The organism is Streptomyces luteolifulvus, assembly GCF_008806595.1.
Classification (GTDB): Bacteria; Actinomycetota; Actinomycetes; order Streptomycetales; family Streptomycetaceae; genus Streptomyces; species Streptomyces luteolifulvus.
In genome coordinates this window covers 87,836-106,944 of sequence record NZ_VZRB01000008.1, presented here as the reverse complement: position 1 = coordinate 106,944, position 19,109 = coordinate 87,836, and the positions used below count along the sequence as shown (strand labels likewise).

Annotated in this window: 18 protein-coding genes; 4 read left to right on the top strand and 14 right to left on the bottom strand. The window is 71.4% G+C overall.

What is annotated here, in order from left to right; translation table 11 throughout:
- Window positions 1-18 precede the first annotated feature (18 nt).
- The gene (locus F7R91_RS14105; RefSeq protein WP_150948265.1) at window positions 19-1,380 is read left to right on the top strand and encodes an amidase; all 1,362 of its coding nucleotides are present in this window, start codon (window positions 19-21) and stop codon (window positions 1,378-1,380) included.
- 28 nt (window positions 1,381-1,408) lie between these two features.
- Here F7R91_RS14105 and F7R91_RS14100 read toward each other — a convergent pair whose 3' ends face one another.
- Together F7R91_RS14100 and F7R91_RS14095 are read right to left on the bottom strand one after the other, a co-directional pair.
- Window positions 1,409-1,894, bottom strand: coding sequence for a GNAT family N-acetyltransferase (locus tag F7R91_RS14100; protein ID WP_150948263.1), 486 nt, complete (start codon window positions 1,892-1,894; stop codon window positions 1,409-1,411).
- A gap of 54 nt (window positions 1,895-1,948) precedes the next feature.
- Window positions 1,949-2,122 carry a hypothetical protein gene (locus F7R91_RS14095; protein WP_150948262.1) on the bottom strand — a complete coding sequence of 58 codons (174 nt, stop codon included), beginning with the start codon at window positions 2,120-2,122 and terminating at the stop codon, window positions 1,949-1,951.
- Window positions 2,123-2,593: 471 nt separating this feature from the next.
- Here F7R91_RS14095 and F7R91_RS14090 point away from each other — a divergent pair, with 471 nt between their 5' ends.
- Window positions 2,594-3,034 (top strand): hypothetical protein, encoded by a 441-nt coding sequence (locus F7R91_RS14090; protein WP_150948260.1) that lies wholly within the window; start codon window positions 2,594-2,596, stop codon window positions 3,032-3,034.
- Between the two features lie 714 nt (window positions 3,035-3,748).
- Here the strand turns inward: F7R91_RS14090 and F7R91_RS14080 are convergent.
- From F7R91_RS14080 to F7R91_RS14055, 6 genes are all read right to left on the bottom strand, one after another.
- Entirely contained in the window at window positions 3,749-3,982 is a 234-nt protein-coding gene (locus tag F7R91_RS14080) for a hypothetical protein (protein ID WP_150948257.1), read from the bottom strand.
- A 75-nt stretch (window positions 3,983-4,057) separates the two neighbouring features.
- Window positions 4,058-5,551, bottom strand: coding sequence for an SDR family NAD(P)-dependent oxidoreductase (locus F7R91_RS14075; protein WP_150948254.1), 1,494 nt, complete (start codon window positions 5,549-5,551; stop codon window positions 4,058-4,060).
- 113 nt (window positions 5,552-5,664) lie between these two features.
- On the bottom strand, window positions 5,665-6,984 hold the full coding sequence (locus F7R91_RS14070; protein ID WP_150948251.1) for a wax ester/triacylglycerol synthase family O-acyltransferase: 1,320 nt from the start codon (window positions 6,982-6,984) through the stop codon (window positions 5,665-5,667).
- 166 nt (window positions 6,985-7,150) lie between these two features.
- The gene (gene glgC, locus F7R91_RS14065) at window positions 7,151-8,371 is read right to left on the bottom strand and encodes a glucose-1-phosphate adenylyltransferase (protein WP_150948248.1); all 1,221 of its coding nucleotides are present in this window, start codon (window positions 8,369-8,371) and stop codon (window positions 7,151-7,153) included.
- A 50-nt stretch (window positions 8,372-8,421) separates the two neighbouring features.
- The gene (gene glgA, locus F7R91_RS14060; protein ID WP_150948245.1) at window positions 8,422-9,573 is read right to left on the bottom strand and encodes a glycogen synthase; all 1,152 of its coding nucleotides are present in this window, start codon (window positions 9,571-9,573) and stop codon (window positions 8,422-8,424) included.
- A gap of 37 nt (window positions 9,574-9,610) precedes the next feature.
- Complete coding sequence (locus tag F7R91_RS14055) at window positions 9,611-10,366, bottom strand: (2Fe-2S)-binding protein (RefSeq protein ID WP_150948242.1); 756 nt, start codon at window positions 10,364-10,366, stop codon at window positions 9,611-9,613.
- A 210-nt stretch (window positions 10,367-10,576) separates the two neighbouring features.
- Between F7R91_RS14055 and F7R91_RS14045 the strand changes: the two genes are divergently transcribed.
- Window positions 10,577-11,779 carry a DMT family transporter gene (locus F7R91_RS14045; RefSeq protein ID WP_150948236.1) on the top strand — a complete coding sequence of 401 codons (1,203 nt, stop codon included), beginning with the start codon at window positions 10,577-10,579 and terminating at the stop codon, window positions 11,777-11,779.
- On the opposite strand, the gene F7R91_RS14040 is transcribed toward F7R91_RS14045, so the two are convergent.
- A complete protein-coding gene (locus F7R91_RS14040; RefSeq protein WP_150948233.1) occupies window positions 11,769-12,944 on the bottom strand; it encodes a transglycosylase family protein in 1,176 nt (391 codons plus the stop codon). The genes F7R91_RS14045 and F7R91_RS14040 overlap by 11 nt on opposite strands.
- 289 nt (window positions 12,945-13,233) lie before the next feature.
- Here F7R91_RS14040 and gndA point away from each other — a divergent pair, with 289 nt between their 5' ends.
- Window positions 13,234-14,673 carry an NADP-dependent phosphogluconate dehydrogenase gene (gndA, locus tag F7R91_RS14035; protein ID WP_150948230.1) on the top strand — a complete coding sequence of 480 codons (1,440 nt, stop codon included), beginning with the start codon at window positions 13,234-13,236 and terminating at the stop codon, window positions 14,671-14,673.
- Window positions 14,674-15,325: 652 nt separating this feature from the next.
- Here the strand turns inward: gndA and F7R91_RS14025 are convergent.
- From F7R91_RS14025 to pstC, 5 genes are all read right to left on the bottom strand, one after another.
- Window positions 15,326-15,670, bottom strand: a complete 345-nt coding sequence (locus F7R91_RS14025) for a GNAT family N-acetyltransferase (protein WP_150948228.1) — start codon at window positions 15,668-15,670, stop codon at window positions 15,326-15,328.
- 48 nt (window positions 15,671-15,718) lie between these two features.
- A complete protein-coding gene (gene panD / locus F7R91_RS14020) occupies window positions 15,719-16,138 on the bottom strand; it encodes an aspartate 1-decarboxylase (protein WP_150948225.1) in 420 nt (139 codons plus the stop codon).
- Window positions 16,139-16,327: 189 nt separating this feature from the next.
- Complete coding sequence (gene pstB, locus F7R91_RS14015) at window positions 16,328-17,149, bottom strand: phosphate ABC transporter ATP-binding protein PstB (RefSeq protein ID WP_150948811.1); 822 nt, start codon at window positions 17,147-17,149, stop codon at window positions 16,328-16,330.
- Between the two features lie 106 nt (window positions 17,150-17,255).
- Window positions 17,256-18,161: a phosphate ABC transporter permease PstA gene (pstA, locus tag F7R91_RS14010; protein WP_150948222.1), complete on the bottom strand. Its 906-nt coding sequence runs from the start codon at window positions 18,159-18,161 to the stop codon at window positions 17,256-17,258.
- A complete protein-coding gene (gene pstC, locus F7R91_RS14005; RefSeq protein WP_150948218.1) occupies window positions 18,158-19,108 on the bottom strand; it encodes a phosphate ABC transporter permease subunit PstC in 951 nt (316 codons plus the stop codon). The genes pstA and pstC overlap by 4 nt, the downstream gene beginning before the upstream one ends.
- Window position 19,109 lies beyond the last annotated feature (1 nt).

Here is a 19,109-nt window from a genome sequence, read left to right as displayed (position 1 = left end):
CACACCCGAGGAGCCGCCGTGACCACATGGGTCGGCCGCACCGCCGCCGAGATCGCCGCCGCTGTACGCGAGAAACGGGCCACACCGCGCGAGGTGGTGGCCGAGCACCTCGACCGGATCGAGCGGCTCGACGGCCGCGTCGGTGCCTTCCGTACCGTCCGGGCCGAAACCGCGCTCGCCGAGGCCGACGAGGTGGGCGCGCGGGGCGACCTGTCCGAACTGCCGCTCGCCGGTGTGCCGGTGGCCGTCAAGGACAACCTCGCCGTACGCGGCGAGTCCACCCGCATCGGCTCCGCGGCGACCCCGGACACGCCCGCCGCCGAGGACCATGTCACGGTGGCCCGGCTGCGGGCGGCGGGCGCGGTGGTCGTGGGCCTGACCAATGTGCCGGAGCTGTGTGTCTTCGGCACCACGGACGGCGTCCACGGCACGGCCCGCAACCCGTGGGACACCTCGCGCACGGCGGGCGGCTCCTCGGGCGGCAGCGCGGCCGCGGTCGCCGCCGGCCTGGTGCCGATCGCCCTCGGCAACGACGGCATGGGCTCCCTCCGTATTCCCGCGGCCAACTGCGGTCTGGTCACCATCAAGCCGGGCACGGGAGTGGTCCCGGCCGGCATCAGCGACGGCGACTGGTTCGGCATGTCCGAGAACGGCCCCCTCGCGACGACGGTCGAGGACGCGCGCCTGATGCTCTCGGTCCTCGCGGACACGGAGTTCGTACGACCCGGGCAAGCCGCCACCCGCAGGGTCGCCGTGTCCCTGCGCAGCCCGCTCACCGGTGTCGTCGTCACCAAGCCGTACACGACGGCCGTCCGTGACGCGGCCGCGCTCCTGACGAAGGCGGGCCACCAGGTACGGCGCGCCGACCCGCCCTACCCGCCGTCGCTGAGTCTCACCTCACTCGCCCACTGGACCGCGGGAACCTCCGTCGACGCACAGACCCTCGACCCGCGGCTGCTGGTGCGGCGCACCCGCGTCCATGCGGCCGTGGGCCGCCGCTTCGTGGCCGCCGTACGCACCGGCAAGGGCCGGGAGCAACTGCGCCGCCGCCTGGAGCCGTTCTTCGACGAGTACGACGTCCTGCTGATGCCGGCACTGGCCCGCCGCTCCCCCAAGGCCGGGGACTGGCACGAGCGGGGCTGGCTGCGCAACCTCATGGCCAACACGACCTACTCGCCCCTGACCCCGCCGTGGAACCTCACCGGCTGGCCCGCGATGTCGGTCCCCTTCGGCACCCTGCCGTCCGGCGCCCCCTGCGCCGTACAACTGGTGGGCCGCCCGGGCTCGGAGGCGGAACTGCTGGCGCTGGCGGAACAGTTGGAGAAGGCCCATCCATGGCGGCGCATCGCGCCGCTGGAAGAGGCCGGCGCCGAGCGGTAGGGCTTGATCATACGAATCTGACCAAGCCCTACACGAGGGCCCTGTACATGATGTGCAGGCCCACCGGCCCGTGCCGTGGGTGGTCGAACGCGGCCGGTACCGTCCCCAGGATCGTGAAGCCCAGGGAGGTCCACAGGCCCACGGCCGGGTTGGTTTCGACCACGGCGTTGAAGACCATGCCGCGGTAGCCGTCGGCCTCGGCGGCGGCCAGGATGTGTTCGGCGAGGGCGCGGCCGATGCCGCGGCCGGCCTGGTCGGGGTCGACCATGAAGCCCGCGTTGGCGATACGGGCCGCGGGGCCGCCGTAGTTGGGGGTGACATACGCGGAGGCGACGACGGCGCCGGTCTCGTCCTCGACGACGAACACCCGTTTCTCCGGGCTCATCCAGAGGGACCGGGCCGCCTCCTCGGAGGTGTCCCGGTCCCAGGCGTAGGTCTCGCCCGCGGCGACGATCCGGTGCCAGAAGGGCCAGATGCGCGGCCAGTCCCCGGCCGCGGCTTCTCTGATCAGCATGGGCGTGAGTCTGGCACGCCCATGCGGTCGGCGATCGCGACGGTCCTGCCGGCGTCAGTCCACGCTGGGCAGGATGTGGGGCTCCTCGAGGTCCTCCTCGTAGCCCGCCAGGCGGATGGGGGCGGACCGGGCCCACACGTCCAGGCTGCCGAGCTCTCCGGGCCGGCGGCCCGCGCGCTCAGGACGTTCCTTGGGGCGCTGATCGCGATTCGTCTTCTCCGGTGTCACCGCGCACTCCTTATGTGTCGGGTCACCCTCGGGGCACGTCGGCCGGTCTGCGATCCGGCACCCTGCGCCCGCTCGGGTCTGTGTCAACGACTCGGACGCGGTGGCGCCGGTACCTCGTACGAGAGCAGGCCGTTGTGAGCCGGCTTGTCCCATGACGGACCGTGGGTGTGGGTAGGACCCCGTACTGCTGTCCGTCCGATACAGACTAACCAAATGAGCGGGGGTCCGCTCGATGGGGCTGAAAACTTGGTGTAACTTTCGCAAGTCACTCCGTACTCGGTCGAACTGAGTCTGTGCCTGTTTGCAGCTGAATGCGTAGTTTTGGGTCACCCGTCCGGCCTACTCGGGCGCACACGCCGCCGAGCCCGGCCGGGAGCGGGCCGCGCAGTTCAAGTCCCGTTGGCCGTATCGCAAGCCGGCCATGATCTGCTGGCGGACGGCAAAGCCCCGTCCGGCGGGAGGGACTGGCGCATGGAGCTGCGCAGTGTCGAAGAGCTGATGGATCTGCTGTACGCCTGCCGGGGTGCGCCGACCGCGCCGCCGCACGGAAGGGGCCCGGGAGATCCGCACCAGCACGCCCTGCGGACCGCGGCGCTGCTGCGCCGCAGCCGCCCCGCCGACAAGGAACTCCAAGTGGCGGGCCTGGTGCGGGCCATCGGCCCACTGCTGCGGCCCGGCGCTCACACCGACAGCGCGGCCCACGCGGTGCGATCCCTGCTCGGCGAGCGGGTCTTCCGTCTCGTCAGCGGGCACACCCGGGCCGGCAGCCCTGCCGACGACGACCTGCTGCGGCTGCGCCAGGCCGAGGAGGAGAGCCGGACCGCCGGGTTCGACGCCGGGGTCCTGGAGGACTGGCGCACCGTCCTGGAACTGGTGGCGGCACGCAACTCGCGCCTGCGGGCCGTCGACTGACGGACCGTCATGAGACGGTACGGCGATGATGCCGCCGTACGGACTTCAGGGCAGGGCCGCCGTGGTGACCGGCGGCACGCGGGGTATCGGCCTCGCCGTCGCCCGCCGGCACGGCCGCGGCCGGGGCGCTGGTGTGCGTGACCGCGCGGAACGCCGACGACGTGCGGCGGACCACGGAGGAGTTGGGCGGCGTCGGCCGGCAGCGTCGCCGACCCGGACCCATCCGGCACGGGTCACGGAGCCGGCGCTGCGCGAGTTCGGCCGGATCGAGTGGTGGTCGACAAGGCCGCGACGAATCGGCCGTACGGGCCGCTCATGGAGGCTGATCCGGGCGCCTGGCGCGAGGCGTTCGCCGTCAATGTCGAGGCTCCGCTGCGGCTGGGGCAGTCCGCGTGGCGGGCGTGGCTGGGTGAACACGGCGGCGCGGTGGTCGACATCTGCACGGAGGGCGCCGGACATGTGGGGCCAAACTTCGTGTGGGAGCCCGGAGAGCGGGAGGTGGCCTCGGGACTGCCGCTCGGGCGGATCGGGGAGCCCGAGGACGTGGCGCGGGCGGTGGTGTGGCCCGGCCTCGGACGCGGCGGAGTGGGTGACCGGGGCCGATCTGGTGGTGGACGGGGAGACCGGGTCGGGGGGGGGGGGGGGGCGGCGGCGGCCCCCCCCCCCGGCGGCGGGGGTACGCGCCACCGCACGCGGGTCGCTGACCGTCGGGCATCACGGGAACAACGCGATCCCCATGAGGATCACCAGGACGATGGCGGCCACGAAGCCGACCGTGCCCCAGAACCCGCGGTGCTTCAGCGGAGCGGCGGGCCCGCCGCCACGGGGCCGGTCCTCCGGAAGCACAGGATGGGCCGGGCGGTCGCTCAGATAGAACTGCTCGTCCGTCGGGTAGTGGTTGCGCGGATCGTCGAAGGCACGCGGATCGATGCTGTATGGACTGGACATGGCAACTCCCGGCCCGGGATACCCGCTGACTGCGGTTCCCGGCAATACCCAGGGTAGGCGTCCCCGGGCGGCGGGTCACCACTTGCCGGGCGCGTAGTCCTTGAGGAAGACGCCGTACAGGTCCTCGCCCTCTTCGCCGCGCACGATCGGGTCGTAGACGCGGGCCGCGCCGTCGACCAGATCGAGCGGAGCGTGGAAGCCGGCCTCGGCGAGGCGGATCTTGTCGAAGTGCGGGCGCTCGTCGGTGATCCAGCCCGTGTCGACGGAGGTCATGAGGATGCCGTCGGTCTGGAACATCTCCTGGGCGCTGGTCCGCGTGACCATGTTCATCGCGGCCTTGGCGGCGTTGGTGTTCGGGTGGCCCGCGCCCTTGTAGCCGCGGCCGAACACGCCCTCCATCGCCGAGACGTTGACCACGTACGCGCGCCCGCTCGTGGCCTTCCTGGCGGCGTCGGCCATGGCCGGGCGGAGCATGCTGATCAGGATGAACGGCGACGTGTAGTTGCACAGCTGGGTCTCGAGGAGCTCCACCGGGGAGATCTGGTCGATGGTCTGCACCCAGGTGTTGCTGTCGACGACGTCGGGGACCAGGCCGCCCGCGTCGATGGCGGTGCCGTCGAGGTGCCGGGCGACGCTCGCGTTGCCCGCGACCAGGGCGAGGTCGGCGACCTTCTGCGCGTCCAGGCCGCTGGTGCCGAGGGGCAGCGCGGCGAGGCCGTCGACCGCACCGGAGTTGAAGGCGCCGATGACGTGGTGGGCGGGCAGTTCACCGGCGGGCAGCGGAGCGCTCTCGCCGTCGACCAGGGCGGCGTAGGCGGCGGGCAGACGGCGCACGGTCTGCGTCGCGTTGTTGATGAGGATGTCGAGCGGTCCCGCCTCGGCGACCTGGTCGGCGAGGGCCACGGCCTGCGCCGGGTCGCGCAGGTCGATGCCGACGACCTCCAGCCGGTGCATCCAGTCCGCAGAGTCGTCCATGGCCTTGAAGCGGCGGATGGCGTCCTTCGGGAAGCGGGTGGTGATCGTGGTGTGGGCGCCGTCCCGGAGCAGCCTGAGGGCGATGTACATGCCGATCTTGGCGCGGCCGCCGGTGAGCAGGGCGCGCTTGCCGGTGAGGTCGGCGCGGGCGTCGCGCCGGGAGCGGTTCACCTGGGCGCAGTCGGGACAGAGCTGGTGGTAGAAGTAGTCGACTTCCACATAGCGGCTCTTGCAGGTGTAGCAGGAGCGCGGGCGCTGGAGTATCCCCGCGATCTGTCCCTCCGCGGTGACCGAGGACGGCAGGATGCCTTCCGTCTCGTCGTCGATGCGCTGGGCGGAGCCGGTCGCGGTGGCCTCCGTGACCGCCTTGTCGTGTGCGGTCTTGGCGGCCCGGCGCTCCTGGCGGCGGCGCTGCTTGACGGTGCGGTAAACGCCGGCGGTGGCGCGGCGCACGGCGATCGCGTCGGGGTGGTCGATGTCCAGCTTGTCGAGTTCCTCGAGCACGCTGAGGCAGACGGCGAGCCGCTCCGGGTCGATGCCGGGCCCGTGGACCACCGCGTCCGTGATCGAAGAGCCGTTGTCTGTCACCGTCATGCCCGCTGCCGTTCCCTGATGTCCCGCGGCGCTCCGACCGCGACCGCCTTCGAACGGGGGATTTTACGGAGCGCCGGGCCGCACCGCCAAACACGGGCGGCAAGACGGGGCGATCAGGGGGCGCAGGCGGTGATCAGTGTCTCCACCTCCTCGGACACGGCGCGGGCCAGGCGGTCGAGGTCCGGGACGGCCTCGGCGTCGGCGACGAGCCCGTAGTGGACGTGTCCGCGGTACGTCGAGATCGCGACCGCCAGGGAGTGGCCGCGGGCCAGCGGGGCGAACGGGTAGACCTCGGTGACCGGGTTGCCGCCGAGTTTCAGGCCGAGGCCGGGCAGCGGCACGCTGGTGACAAGGATGTCGAACCACAGCCGCGCGGCCTGGCCGGCCAGGGGCCCGCCGAGCCGGTGGCCGAGCGCCGGGACATGGTCGGCGAGCAGCGCGACGGCGCCGGCGCCCCGGTTGGGGCCGGCGTCCTTGTTGCGGTCCATGGCCGAGCGGACGCTGTGCAGGCGGCGCAGCGGGTCGGGGTCGTTCACCGGCAGCCGTATCACATAGCCGGAGAGCCGGTTGCCCTGCGGGTGGGCGGTGCGCGGACGCCGCTTGGAGACGGGGATCAGCGCACGGGGCCGCACACCCTCGCTGCCGTCGCCGCGTTCGTCCAGCCAGCGGCGCAGGGCGCCCGCGACGACGGCGATCAGTACGTCGTTGACGGTGCCGCCGACGGCCTTGCGGATCCGGTGCACATCGTCGAGGTCGACGGCCACCCCGTCGGTGCGGCGGGTCCCGCTGGGCTCGGCGGTCAGCGCGGGCGAGGAGTGCACACCGAGGCCGGACACGGCGAGGGAGGCGCCGATGTCGAGGGCCCGTCCCAGGTCGGACACCGCGCCGCGCAGCAAGTCCGGCAGCTTGCGCACGTCCGGGAGGCGGCCGTGCGGTGGCTCCTCCCGCCGGGGGCGCCGTGCGGGCAGGTCCATGGGGTCGAGGACGGCGGCGGCCAGGCCGAGTGCGCGCAGCCCGTCGGCGAGGGCGTGGTGGAACTTGAAGAGCACGGCGAAGGACACACCGTCCTCCCCCGGCAGCACATGGGCCTCCCACGGCGGCCGCCCGCGCTCCAGCGAGCGCTCCATGAGCCGCCCGGCCACGGCCTGGAAGTCGGCTGTGGGGGCGTGCAGGCGGACATGGTTCATGGGGTCGAAGCCGGGGTCGGGCTCACGTGTGGCGCTGCCGAAGGAGAGCGGCTGCCACACGTCCCGGATCCGCATCCGCAGTCCGGGCACGGCGGCGGCCCGGGCGGCGAGCAGGTCGGCCGCGTGGGCGCCCGCGGTGGGCGAGTGCGCGGCGAAGACACCGAGCGCGGCCAGGTGCATCGGGTGCCGGTCGGACTCGATGTTCCAGAACGCCAGGTCGAGGGGAGCGAGCAGGTCAGAAGTCACAGGCTTGCCTCGCGTCGACGACGGGTGGGCAAGCAGTCAATCGCCCCGAGGTGATTACGGTCAAGTACGATCAGGCTACGCACAGTTAACGGCAGATTAAAGACTCCGCCTGGTGCACCATCCGCCTCAGAGGCCTCAGAAGCCCTCAGGGGCACCACAGTCACCGTCAGGTCACCAGCTGGCCCTTCCCCAGCGCGATGACTCCGCCCTTGGACACCGTGTACAGCTCCGCGTCCCGCTCCGGATTGACCCCGATCGTCGCGCCCGGCGGTACTTCGACGTTCTTGTCGAGCACGGCACCGCGCACCACCGCACCCCGCCCGATGTGGACGTTGTCGTGCAGCACCGAGCCCTGGACCACCGCACCGGGGTCGACCACGACGCCCGGGGAGAGCACGGAGCGGGTGACCTGTCCGCGGATGAGGCAGCCCGCGCTGATGATCGACTCACCGGCGATGCCGCCGGCGTTGAAGCGGGCCGGGGAGAGCTGGCCGGAGTGGGTGTAGATGGGCCAGCTGCGGTTGTACAGGTTGAAGGCGGGGCGCTCGGCGATCAGGTCCATATGGGCGTCGTAGTACGCGTCTAGGGTGCCCACGTCGCGCCAGTAGCCCTGGTCGCGGCTGGTCTCGCCGGGCACGTGGTTGGCGCTGAAGTCGTAGAGCTGGGCCTCTCCGCGGTCGGTGAGCTGGGGCAGGATCGAGCCGCCCATGTCGTGCACCGAGCCGTCGTCCTCGGCGTCCCGTTGGAGCGCCTCGATCAGGGTCTTGGTGGTGAAGATGTAGTTGCCCATGGAGGCGAAGACGCTCTCCGGGTCGTCGGGGAGGCCCGGCGGGTCGGCCGGCTTCTCCAGGAAGCGTTCCACGGTCTGGCCGTCGGAGCCGGGACTGATCACTCCGAACGACGAGGACTCGCCGCGCGGGACGCGGATCCCGGCCACCGTCACGCCCGCGCCGCTGTCGATGTGCTGGGCGAGCATCTGCCGCGGGTCCATGCGGTAGACGTGGTCGGCGCCGAAGACGGCGACGTATTCGGGCCGCTCGTCGTAGATCAGGTTCAGGGACTGCAGGATGGCGTCCGCGCTGCCGAGGTACCAGCGCGGGCCGAGGCGCTGCTGGGCGGGCACCGGGGTGATGTAGTTGCCGAGCAGGCTGGACATCCGCCAGGTCGTGGTGATGTGCCGGTCCAGCGAGTGCGACTTGTACTGGGTGAGCACGCAGATGCGCAGGATGTCGCCGTTGACGAGGTTGGACAGGACGAAGTCGACGAGCCGGTAGGTGCCGCCGAAGGTGACCGCGGGTTTGGCGCGGTCCGCGGTCAGGGGCATCAGGCGTTTGCCCTCTCCGCCCGCCAGTACGATGCCGAGCACCGAAGGACCACCACGACGCATGGCCGCTCCCCTCACCTGGTTGACCCATGCCTGCCCTTGTGCCGGGCCGCCTACGCCTGTTTGAGGATCTCCTCGTAGAGCCGGACCGTACGCCGTGCGACCGCGTCCCAGCCGAACTCGCCCACCGCGCGTTCCCGCCCGGCCTCGCCCATCCGCCGGGCGGTATCGGGATCACCGAGCACGGAGTCGAGCGCCTGCGCGAGCCCCGTCTCGAAATCGTCGTCCACGGGCACGAGTACCCCGGTCTTGCCGTCGTCCACCACCTCGGGGATCCCGCCCACCCGGGACGCCACGACCGGAGTGCCGCAGGCCATCGCCTCCAGGTTGACGATGCCGAGGGGCTCGTAGACGGAGGGGCAGACGAAGGCGGCGGCGTGTGTGAGGAGTTGGATCACCTCCGGACGCGGCAGCATCTGCGGGATCCAGTGCACGCCCGCCCGCACGCGGCTCAGCTCCTGGAACAGGTCACGGAACTCCCGGTCGATCTCGGGTGTGTCCGGGGCGCCCGCGCACAGCACGACCTGCGCCGCGGGGTCGATGTTCCGCACCGCGCGCAGCAGGTGGGGCACGCCCTTCTGGCGGGTGATGCGGCCGACGAACAGGATGTACGGACGGTCCGGGTCGAGGCCGATCCGGTTCAGGACGTCGGTGCCGGGGTCGGGCCGGTACAGGCCGGTGTCGATGCCGTTGTGCACGACATGGACCTTGGCCGGGTCGAGCACCGGGTAGCAGTTCAGGATGTCCTCGCGCATGGCTCCGGACACGGCGACCACCGCGTCGGCGGCCTCGATCGCGATGCGTTCGGCCCAGCCCGACAGGGCGTATCCGCCGCCGAGTTGCTCGGCCTTCCAGGGGCGCAGGGGCTCCAGGGAGTGTGCGGTCATCACATGCGGGATGCCGTACAGGAGCTTGCCGAGGTGGCCGGCCAGATTGGCGTACCAGGTGTGCGAGTGGACGAGCTCGCGGCCCTCGACGGCGGCGGTCATGGCGAGGTCCACGGAGAAGGTGCGCAGCGCGTCGTTGGCGGTGTCGAGCGCCGACCAGGGCCGGTGGCGCAGCACGCCGTCGGTGCGGCCCTCGCCCCAGCAGTGCACGTCCAGGTCGACGAGGGACCTCAACTCGCGGGCGAGGAACTCGACGTGGACGCCCGCGCCGCCGTACACGTCGGGCGGATACTCCCGGGTCAGCAGTCCCACTCTCACCCGGAACCCCCTGTCGCAGCGGCTGGTTCCTTCATGGTCACCCAGATGGGCCGCGCGGGGAAGAGCGTGGGGGCCTTGTGAAGCAACAGTCACCGCAGATTCCCCCGCCGGGCACCTGGTAGTAGAGACAGCAGCTGCGACGTCGGAAGGCGGTGCCGGTGAGGGTACCGGTGCCGGCCAGGAGGGGGTGGGCGAGGAGGTCCGCGGTCAGGGACCGGGTCCGGGCGGCGGCTTCCGTACGCCCGTTCGCCTGGGCCCACCGGTCCAGTTGCCGGGCGGCACCCGCCAGCGCGGAGGCCGCGTTGCCCCACAGCAGGCCCCGCGCGAGGCGGTGGCGGGCGCGCAGGGCCGCGGTCAGGGGTTCGAGGTGGCCGCGCAGGACGGCGTCCACGACGGTCGCGGTGTCCCCGGGCAGCGGGCGTACCTCGGACAGCCACAGGTCGTCGGGGGCGCTGCCGTCGGGGTCCCAGTGCAGCAGCCGCGCGTCGAGGTCGGGGATCCGGCCGTACAGGGCGGCGCAGCCGAGCGCCACGGACCACAGCCGGGCCGCGAGCCCCTGGTGGGCCACGGACGCGGCGATCCGCACCTCGGGGGCGCGCAGCGTGTCCGCGACCTTGTGCACACGGAAATTCAGGACATCTCCGTAAACATCCGATGACCCGCCTTCGTATGCTCGCGCCAGCGTCGGCAGCGACGGGCGGGGCACTCCTGCCGTGCGTAGGAGGAAGAAGCCGCCGAGCGGCCTCAGCGCCGCAAGTCCGGGGTCGAGGTCCACGAGAAGCAGTAGTACCAGGGCGGATGGGGGAACCCAGTAGGGGCCCTCCCCCTTGCGTCACCCACCCTGGGGATGACGGCGGCCCGGTCCTACTCCATCGGCAGTAGGACTCATTGCCTGCTCAGGGACGACGACGGGAAGACTTTTCAGCGGCAAGCTGTTGGTTATGGATGCCGACCGTTCGCCGCGCCGGGCCCAGCGCCCCGGCCTCGCGCAGAGGAGCCATGGATGAGCGCCCTCGCGTTGTCCGTGCTGCTGTCGCTCGTGTCCGCCATCGCCTACGCCGGCGGAGCGATCGTGCAGGAGCACGTCGCGGTGTCCTCGCCGGGCAAGCAGTACGCACCGCTGCGCCGCCCGGTCTGGTGGGCCGCGGTCGCGCTGAACGGCCTCGGCGGACTGCTGCACGTCGTGGCGCTGGCCTACGGCCCGCTGAGCCTGGTCCAGCCGCTCGGCGCGCTGACCATCGTGTTCGCCCTGCCCATGGCGGCGCTGTTCGTGGGCCGCAAGGCCGGGGCGACCGCGTGGCGGGGCGCGATCATGGCGACGGTCGGTCTCGCCGGTCTGCTCTCCCTGGTCGGCGCGTCCGACGCGCAGACGCTCGGCACCACCCAGCGCATAGCCGCCGGCCTGGTCACCGCCGCCGCGGTCGTCGCCCTGATGATCGCGGGCCGGGCGGCGCACCGGCACCCGGCGGTGCGCAGCATGCTGCTCGCCACCGCGGCCGGCATAGCCTTCGGCATGTCCTCGGTGTTCACCAAGACGGTCGCCGTCGACTGGACCGGCGGTCCGTCGGCGACCGACCTGCCGTCCCTGGCCGCGATCGGCGTGCTGGCCACGGCGGGACTGCTGCTGTCGCAGGCCGCCTACCGGGGCGCCGGGCTCGCGGCCCCGCTGGCCACGCTCACGGTCGTGAACCCGGTGGTGGCGGCCGCGGTCGGCATCACGATGTTCGGCGAGACGTTCCGCTACGGCACCACGGGCACGGCGCTGGCCCTGAGCTGCGGTGTGGTGGCGGCGGGCGGCCTGATCCTGCTGACCACGGAGCGGCTGGCCCGCACGACCGGAGAGCCGGTCCGGCCTCATGCCGAGCCTGCTGTGGTCGCCGAGCCGGAGCCGGTCCTCAGCCTCATGTCCGAGCCGGAACCGCTGCCGGGCTTGGGCGCCGACCCGGAGCCGCTGCGGCGCTTCACCGCCGACCTCGTGCCCGCCGAGGAACTCCTCGTCCGGCTGGCCGAGCGCCCCACCACCGCGCGGGACGAGGTCCTCGTCCCGGCCCAGGCGTCTGCACCGGTCCCGGAGAGTCAGTACGAGGAAGAGGCGGCGGTGGCCGACGCCGCTGTAGAACCCACGTACCTCTACGGCCCCTACTTCGGCGGCGTGTACATCCCGATGCCGGTCATGGACCGGCACCGTATGCGGGTCAAATCCTGACGCCACCGGACCGGAGATACGCGACCGGGTCGATGTCCGTGCCGAAGCCGGGCCCCGTCCGCACCTCGAAGTGCAGATGAGGGCCTGTGCTGTTGCCCGTGGACCCCGAGCGGCCGATGCGCTGGCCGCCGCCCACCGACTGGCCTGCCTTCACCGAGATCGCCGACAGGTGCGCGTACTGGGAGTAGCGGCCGTCGGCGTGCCGGATCACGACCTGGTAGCCGAAGGAACCGCCCCAGCCCGCGCTCACGACCCGGCCGGCGGCAACCGCCTTCACGGACGTGCCGGTGGGCACGGGGAAGTCGACTCCGGTGTGGTAGCCCTTCGACCAGGAGGAGCCCGCCGCGTGGTACTGCGTGCCCGTCGCGGCGCTCACCGGGGCGACCATCGAGTGGCTCGTGCCGGCCGGCCGGTCGCTGTCCGAGGACTCCCTCTTCTTGGACGACTTGGAGGAGGACTGAGTCGTCGTTGACGTGTCGGTGGTCGCGTCGGTCGTCGTGGCCTTGGCCCGCAGATTCAGCCGCTGTCCCGGCAGGATCAGGTCGGGGTCCGCGCCGATGATCTTGCGGTTGGCCTGGTACAGCCGCTGCCAGCCGCCCCTCACGTGCTCCGCGTCGGCGATGCCGGAGAGCGTGTCGCCGCGGACCACCGTGTACATCTCGGCCGTCCCGGCCCGGGACTGCGGTGTCGTCTGCGGCTGTACGTCCTCGACGGAGGTCCTGCGCGTCCTCTGCTCGTTGACGGTCCCGTCGCCCGTGCCGGCGGGGTGGATGTCCTGGGTGCCGCCGCCGCGACTGAGCCCCGCCCGCACCGAGCACACCGGCCAGGCGCCCGGACCCTGCCCGTCCAGTACCTTCTCGGCCACCGCGATCTGCTGGTCCCTGGTGGCCAGGTCCGCACGGGGCGCGTACCGCGTGCCGCCGTACGCCTCCCAGGTGGACCGGGTGAACTGGAGTCCGCCGTAGTAGCCGTTGCCGGTGTTGATGCTCCAGTTGCCGCTCGACTCGCACGCGGCGACCTTGTTCCAGGTGTCCGCGTCGGCCGCGTGGGCCGCGCCGGTGCCGATGAGCGGGATCGCCATCCCGGCGCCGCCCGCCGTGACGGTGAGTGAGGCGCGGTTGATCCTGTTCGGCTGATACCGGCGGTGCCGGCCGCGTACGGCCATGAAGAGCCCCCTCGACAAGCGTCAGGAGGGCCAAAAGTAAGCGTGCCGAACAGGCCATGACAAGGCGGAAATTCGGCCGCCCCGTATCTCAAGTGACCAGGAATGCACCCCGGTTGCGAAACGGCTGAGGCGGGCGGGGCCTCGCGTGCGTATCTGCGGAGGCAAGCGTACGCATCATCGGACACCCCGGATGTGCGACCGGAGTACCGGCACGTCAGGATGGTCGAGGGGCAATACTGGCGGGCACGACCGGCACCACGATTTCCTGGATCCTTAGGAGCCAAACCGTATGAGCACTTCAGCCCAGATCGGCGTCACGGGCCTCGCGGTCATGGGCCGCAACCTCGCCCGAAACTTCGCACGCAACGGCTATACGGTCGCGGTGCACAACCGGACGGCGTCGCGCACGCACGCGCTGGTCGAGGAGTTCGGGAACGAGGGCGACTTCATCGCGGCCGAGACGGCCAAGGACTTCGTCGCGGCGCTGGAGCGGCCGCGGCGCCTGGTCATCATGGTGAAGGCCGGTGACCCCACGGATGCGGTGATCGAGGAGTTCGCCCCGCTCCTCGAACCCGGCGACATGATCATCGACGGTGGCAACGCGCACTTCGCGGACACCCGGCGCCGCGAGCGCGAACTGCGTGAGCAGGGCATCCACTTCGTCGGCATGGGCGTCTCCGGCGGCGAGGAGGGTGCGCTGCACGGGCCGAGCATCATGCCGGGCGGGCCGAAGGAGTCGTACGACTCTCTCGGCCCGATGCTGGAGAAGATCTCGGCGAAGGCGGCGGACGGGGCGCCCTGTGTGACACACGTGGGTCCGGACGGCGCCGGGCATTTCGTGAAGATGGTGCACAACGGCATCGAGTACGCGGACATGCAGCTGATCGGTGAGGCGTACCAGCTGCTGCGCGATGTGGCCGGGTACTCCCCCGCGCAGATCGCGGAGATCTTCCGCACCTGGAACCGGGGACGGCTGGACTCCTACCTGATCGAGATCACCGCCGAGGTGCTGTCGCACGTGGACGCGGCGACCGGCAAGCCGTTCGTGGACGTGGTGGTGGACCAGGCGGAGCAGAAGGGCACGGGCCGCTGGACCGTCCAGATCGCCCTCGACCTCGGCGTGCCGGTGTCGGGCATCGCGGAGGCGGTCTTCGCCCGCTCGCTGTCCGGTCACGCGGCGCTGCGGGAGGCCTCACGGGGCCTTGCCGGACCGAAGGCCGCGCCGCTCGACGAGTCGGAGGCGGGCGCCTTCGCCGACCGGGTGGAACAGGCGCTGTACGCCTCGAAGATCGTGTCGTACACCCAGGGCTTCCACAAGATCGCGGCGGGCAGCGAGGAGTACGGCTGGGACATCGACCTCGGCGCCGTCGCCTCGATCTGGCGGGGCGGCTGCATCATCCGCGCCGCGTTCCTCGACCGCATCCGCGCCGCGTACGACACCCGGGCGGACCTGCCGAGCCTGCTGTCCGACGACACGTTCGCGCAGGAGATCGCGGCCGCCCAGGACGACTGGCGCGAGGTCCTCGTCGCCGCCACCCGCCAGGGTGTCCCGACCCCGGGCTTCGCCGCGGCCCTCGCCTACTACGACGCCCTGCGCGCGGAACGCCTCCCCGCCGCCCTGACCCAGGGCCAGCGCGACTTCTTCGGCGCCCACACCTACCGCCGCACGGACCGCGACGGCTCGTTCCACACCCTGTGGGGCGGCGACCGCTCGGAGGTGTCGGCCTAAGCGCTCCGCTGGAATGCCGCGATGCGTCGTCGGCCGTCTGCGGCGCCATCGTGGCTGGTCGCGCAGTTCCCCGCGCCCCTTCAGGGCGCTGCCGAACCGTAGGGGCGGGTCGCCAGGTGACTGGCGGCCCGCCCCGGCTTTTTAGACCCCGACGGACGGGGTCATCCGGGACCGGCGGGCCCCGCCCAGCGACACGCCGTAGAACGCCCGGCACAGCTTCAAAGGCGGACGAGACGAGTGACCGGCGGCTGCCCCTCTGCTGTCCACATGGCCGAGGCCTGCAGGGCTCACGCCATGCGTCTCCCGCCCCTCACGTCAGCGGCGGTCCAGGTTCCGGGTTCGGGACCGGTTCCGGGCCCGGGGGGATCGGGGACGGGGAAGGTTCGGGGGTGGGGCGGGGGCCCGGGCTGGGGGGTGGTGGGGGTGGGAGTGGGGTCGGGCCCGGGGCCGGGGGTGGTTCCGGGGTGGGGACCGGGTGCGGCTGGGGGTCCGGGCCCGGTGTGGGACCCGGGGTGGGGTCCGGGCCCGGTGGGATCGGGTCGGGGTACGGGTTCGGCATGGCGTCCTCCAGCCAGTCGGGCGACATCGGCTCTGGACTACTCCCCGCCTACCCGACGGCGGCCCCGGCACTCACTCCCCCGCATGACCCCCGTCAGAACCGGCCGGGGTGCGAAACCAGCCACGCCTTTGCCGCCCGCTGCAGCTCCGGGTCGGCCTGAGGAGCCTCCTCGGGGTGGCGTTCCGCCCACTTGATCACGTACGGGCACAGCGGGGCGACGACCTTCCCCTCGCGCTGCGCCGTCCGGTACAGCTCGCGCGCCAGCGACCCCGCGATGCCCTTCCCCTCGTGTGCCGGCTCGACGATGGTGTGGACGGGCACGAGCGCACGCTCGGGTGATGCGAGGACGAAGTACTCGATGTGGCCGAGGACTTCGCCGCCGCCGATCGCCTCCAGACGGCCGGCCGCCCGGTCGTCGCGGATCTCCGTGTCGCTCATGGGTACGCTCCTGCTCCGATGATCGTCCGATCGTCCGGAAAGCCCGGGTCAGACCCCTACCGCCTGCGGGCTGCGCTCCTGGTCCGACCCCGGCACCGGCTCGGACGGGTCGGCCCCGAGGGCCACGATCCGGTTGTCGCGGTCCACGTGCACGACCCGGGGCCGCAGCGCCCGCGCCTCGGCGTCGCTCACCTGGGCGTAGCTGATGATGATCACCAGGTCTCCGGGGTGGACCAGGTGGGCGGCAGCCCCGTTGATACCGATGACGCCCGAGCCGCGCTCGCCCTCGATGACGTACGTCTCCAGACGGGACCCGTTGGTGATGTCGACGATGTGGACGAGCTCACCGGGCAGCAGATCGGCGGCGTCGAGCAGATCCGCGTCGATGGTCACCGATCCCACATAGTGCAGGTCGGCCTGGGTGACCGTGGCTCGGTGGATCTTGGACTTGAACATGGTGCGCAGCATGAAGGTACTCCCGGACCTAGGCTCCCTGCCCGCGTTTGCAGGTCAAGGGCTGTTCCTTACCCAATGACGAGTCGGGTGCCCGGTCCCTGGGGCCTTGCGGCACGACGACGGGGACCAGCCTACGCACCGGCCTTGGCCTGCCCGCGTGACCTTCGCCACTACGGGCCCCGTCCGCCGCTCACGCCGGGCTCAACCGAAGCGGCCGGTGATGTAGTCCTCGGTCCGCTGGTCGACCGGGTTCTCGAAGATCTTCTCCGTGGCGTCGTACTCGACGAGCCGCCCGTGCCGCACCCCGGCGGGATCGATGTCGGAGGTGAAGAAGGCGGTGTAGTCCGAGATCCGTGCCGCCTGCTGCATGTTGTGGGTGACGATGACGATCGTGAACTCGGAGGCCAGCCCGGCCATGAGGTCCTCGATCTTGGCGGTGGCGATCGGGTCGAGGGCGGAGCACGGCTCGTCCATCAGGACCACCTCGGGCCGGACGGCGATGGCCCGGGCGATGCACAGCCGCTGCTGCTGGCCGCCGGAGAGGGCCAGCGCGCTGCCCTTGAGGTTGTCCTTCACCTCGTCCCACAGGGCGGCGCCGGTCAGCGCCTCTTCGACGATGTCGTCGAGCTTTCCCTTCATGCCGTTGACCCGGGGCCCGTAGGCGACGTTGTCGTAGACGGACTTGGGGAACGGGTTGGGTTTCTGGAAGACCATGCCGATACGGCGGCGCACCTCGATGGGGTCGACCTCGGGGTCGTAGAGGTTCTCCCCGTGATAGGACACCTTGCCGACCACCCGAGCCCCGGGGATCAGGTCGTTCATCCGGTTCAGACAGCGGATCACGGTGGACTTTCCACAGCCGGACGGGCCGATCATCGCGGTGATCTGGCGGCGGCCGATGGTCATCGTGACGTCGCGCACGGCCTGGTGGTCGCCGTACCAGACGTCGAGGTCGGAGAGGTGGAAGACAGGATCGTCGAGGGACGCCTCGGGCCGCCCGGGCCGGCGGCTGAACAGCGACATCGACCGGCCCTCCTGCTCCTCGGCGCCGGCGGGCGGCTCGGGCAGGTCGATTGCGGCGGCTTCCGGAGCGGGCTCGGGGCTGCGGTCACGATCGGGGGTCATGGGATCACCAGCGCTTGCTGTAGCGGTTGCGGAGCCAGATCGCTGCGGCGTTCATCAGCAGGAGCAGGACGAGCAGGATCACGATGGCCGCCGCGGCGAGGTGGTGGAACTCTTCGCGGGACTGGCTGATCCAGCCGTAGATCTGCACGGGAAGCACGGTGTACGCGCTGTCGAGCCCCTCGGGGTTGAAGGCCACATAGGTCACCGCGCCCAGCAGGATGACGGGCGCGGCCTCGCCGATGGCACGGGACAGGGCGAGGATCGAGCCGGTGGCGATGCCCGGGACGGCGGCGGGCAGCACCTGGCGCCTGATGGTCTGCCACTGGGTGGCCCCCAGCGCCAGGGATGCCTGGCGGATGGACTGCGGTACGGCCCTGATGGCCTCCCGTGAGGCGATGATCACCACGGGAAGCACGAGCAGGGAGAGGGTGAGCGAGGCGGTCAGCACGGTGGTTCCGAGGCCGAGTTGGCGGGCCAGAAGCCCGAGACCGAGAATGCCGTAGATAATCGAGGGTACGGCAGCGAGGTTCTGGATGTTGAGTTCGATCAGCCGGTTGTACCAGCGGTCCGGATCGGCGTACTCCTCCAGATAGATCGCCGCCATGATGCCGACGGGCAGGCAGAACAGTCCGGTGAAGGCGATCACCCAGATCGTCCCGGAGATCGCCGACTGGGCACCGGCACGCTCCGGGCGGCGGATCGAGGGGAAGTTGGTCCACAGCCGGGAGTCCAGCCGCGGCCAGGCCTCGACCAGGACGTAGGTCAGCAGGACGCCGAGGAACACGATGCCGATGGCCAGACAGGCGAAGAGCATCCAGCGGAAGGCGCTCTCCCCGGGGCGGAAGCGCGGGCCCGCAAGTCCGCTGGTGCTCGCAGGGGCCTCGGCGATCGCTTCGCGTTCCGTGCTCATTCGTAGACCTCGCGGTACTTGCGCACGAGCCGGATGCTGATCACGTTCATCACGAAGGTGAGCACGAACAGGTACGCGCCGACGGCGAAGATGGTCTTGTACTCGAAGGAGGCCGTGGAGACGTCGCCGGAGGCGGCACCCGCGATGAACGCGGTCATGGTCTGCATCTCGTGCAGCGGGTTCCAGGACAGATCAGGCCTGGCGCCCGCAGCGATGAGCACGATCATCGTCTCACCGATCGCCCGGGAGATGCCGAGGACGAAGGCGGCGACGATCCCGGACAGGGCGGCCGGGACGACCACCCGCACCGCAACCGTGCGACGGCCCGAGCCCAGCGCGTACGCCCCGTCGCGCAGCGAACGCGGTACGGCGGCCATGGCGTCCTCGGCGAGCGAGGCGATGGTCGGCACGATCATCACGCCCATGACCAGACCGGCCGAGAGGGCGTTCTTGATCTCGGGGCCGTCACCGCCGAAGGGCCACCAGTCCTGGAGCCGCGGGGTGACGAAGGCGAGCGCGAAGAATCCGTAGACCACGGTGGGGATGCCCGCAAGGACTTCGAGGGTGGGCTTGAGCAGCTTGCGGGTGCGTGGATGGGCGTACTCGCTCAGATAGATCGCCGCGCCCAGCCCGACGGGGATCGCGACGGCCACCGCGATCCCCGTGATGAGCAGTGTCGCGGCGAGCAGCGGCAGCACGCCGTACTCGGGTTCGGCGAACAGCGCGGTCCAGACCGTGCCGGACAGGAACTCCCAGACGCCGACCCGTTGGAAGAAGTCGACGGTGGGTGGGATCAGCGCGATCACGATGCCGATGGTGGTGGCCACCGACACCAGGGCGGCGATCATCAGCAGGGCCTTGACGAGTTGCTCCGCATAGCGCGGGTGCGCCTGCCGCAGGGACCGGGAGCCGGTTCCTGCGGCAGGCTTGGCGGCCGGAGCGGTCATG

Excerpts from the sequence above, each read along its gene's own strand:
- pstB (WP_150948811.1), bottom strand. The coding sequence starts at position 17,149 with ATGTCGCTGTTCAGCCGCCGGCCCGGGCGGCCCGAGGCGTCCCTCGAC.
- pstC (WP_150948218.1), bottom strand. The coding sequence starts at position 19,108 with ATGACCGCTCCGGCCGCCAAGCCTGCCGCAGGAACCGGCTCCCGGTCC.
- F7R91_RS14075 (WP_150948254.1), bottom strand. The coding sequence starts at position 5,551 with ATGACGGTGACAGACAACGGCTCTTCGATCACGGACGCGGTGGTCCAC.
- F7R91_RS14090 (WP_150948260.1), top strand. The coding sequence starts at position 2,594 with ATGGAGCTGCGCAGTGTCGAAGAGCTGATGGATCTGCTGTACGCCTGC.
- F7R91_RS14045 (WP_150948236.1), top strand. The coding sequence starts at position 10,577 with ATGAGCGCCCTCGCGTTGTCCGTGCTGCTGTCGCTCGTGTCCGCCATC.
- glgC (WP_150948248.1), bottom strand. The coding sequence starts at position 8,371 with ATGCGTCGTGGTGGTCCTTCGGTGCTCGGCATCGTACTGGCGGGCGGA.
- F7R91_RS14040 (WP_150948233.1), bottom strand. The coding sequence starts at position 12,944 with ATGGCCGTACGCGGCCGGCACCGCCGGTATCAGCCGAACAGGATCAAC.
- F7R91_RS14025 (WP_150948228.1), bottom strand. The coding sequence starts at position 15,670 with ATGAGCGACACGGAGATCCGCGACGACCGGGCGGCCGGCCGTCTGGAG.
- pstA (WP_150948222.1), bottom strand. The coding sequence starts at position 18,161 with ATGAGCACGGAACGCGAAGCGATCGCCGAGGCCCCTGCGAGCACCAGC.
- F7R91_RS14080 (WP_150948257.1), bottom strand. The coding sequence starts at position 3,982 with ATGTCCAGTCCATACAGCATCGATCCGCGTGCCTTCGACGATCCGCGC.
- F7R91_RS14100 (WP_150948263.1), bottom strand. The coding sequence starts at position 1,894 with ATGCTGATCAGAGAAGCCGCGGCCGGGGACTGGCCGCGCATCTGGCCC.
- gndA (WP_150948230.1), top strand. The coding sequence starts at position 13,234 with ATGAGCACTTCAGCCCAGATCGGCGTCACGGGCCTCGCGGTCATGGGC.
- panD (WP_150948225.1), bottom strand. The coding sequence starts at position 16,138 with ATGCTGCGCACCATGTTCAAGTCCAAGATCCACCGAGCCACGGTCACC.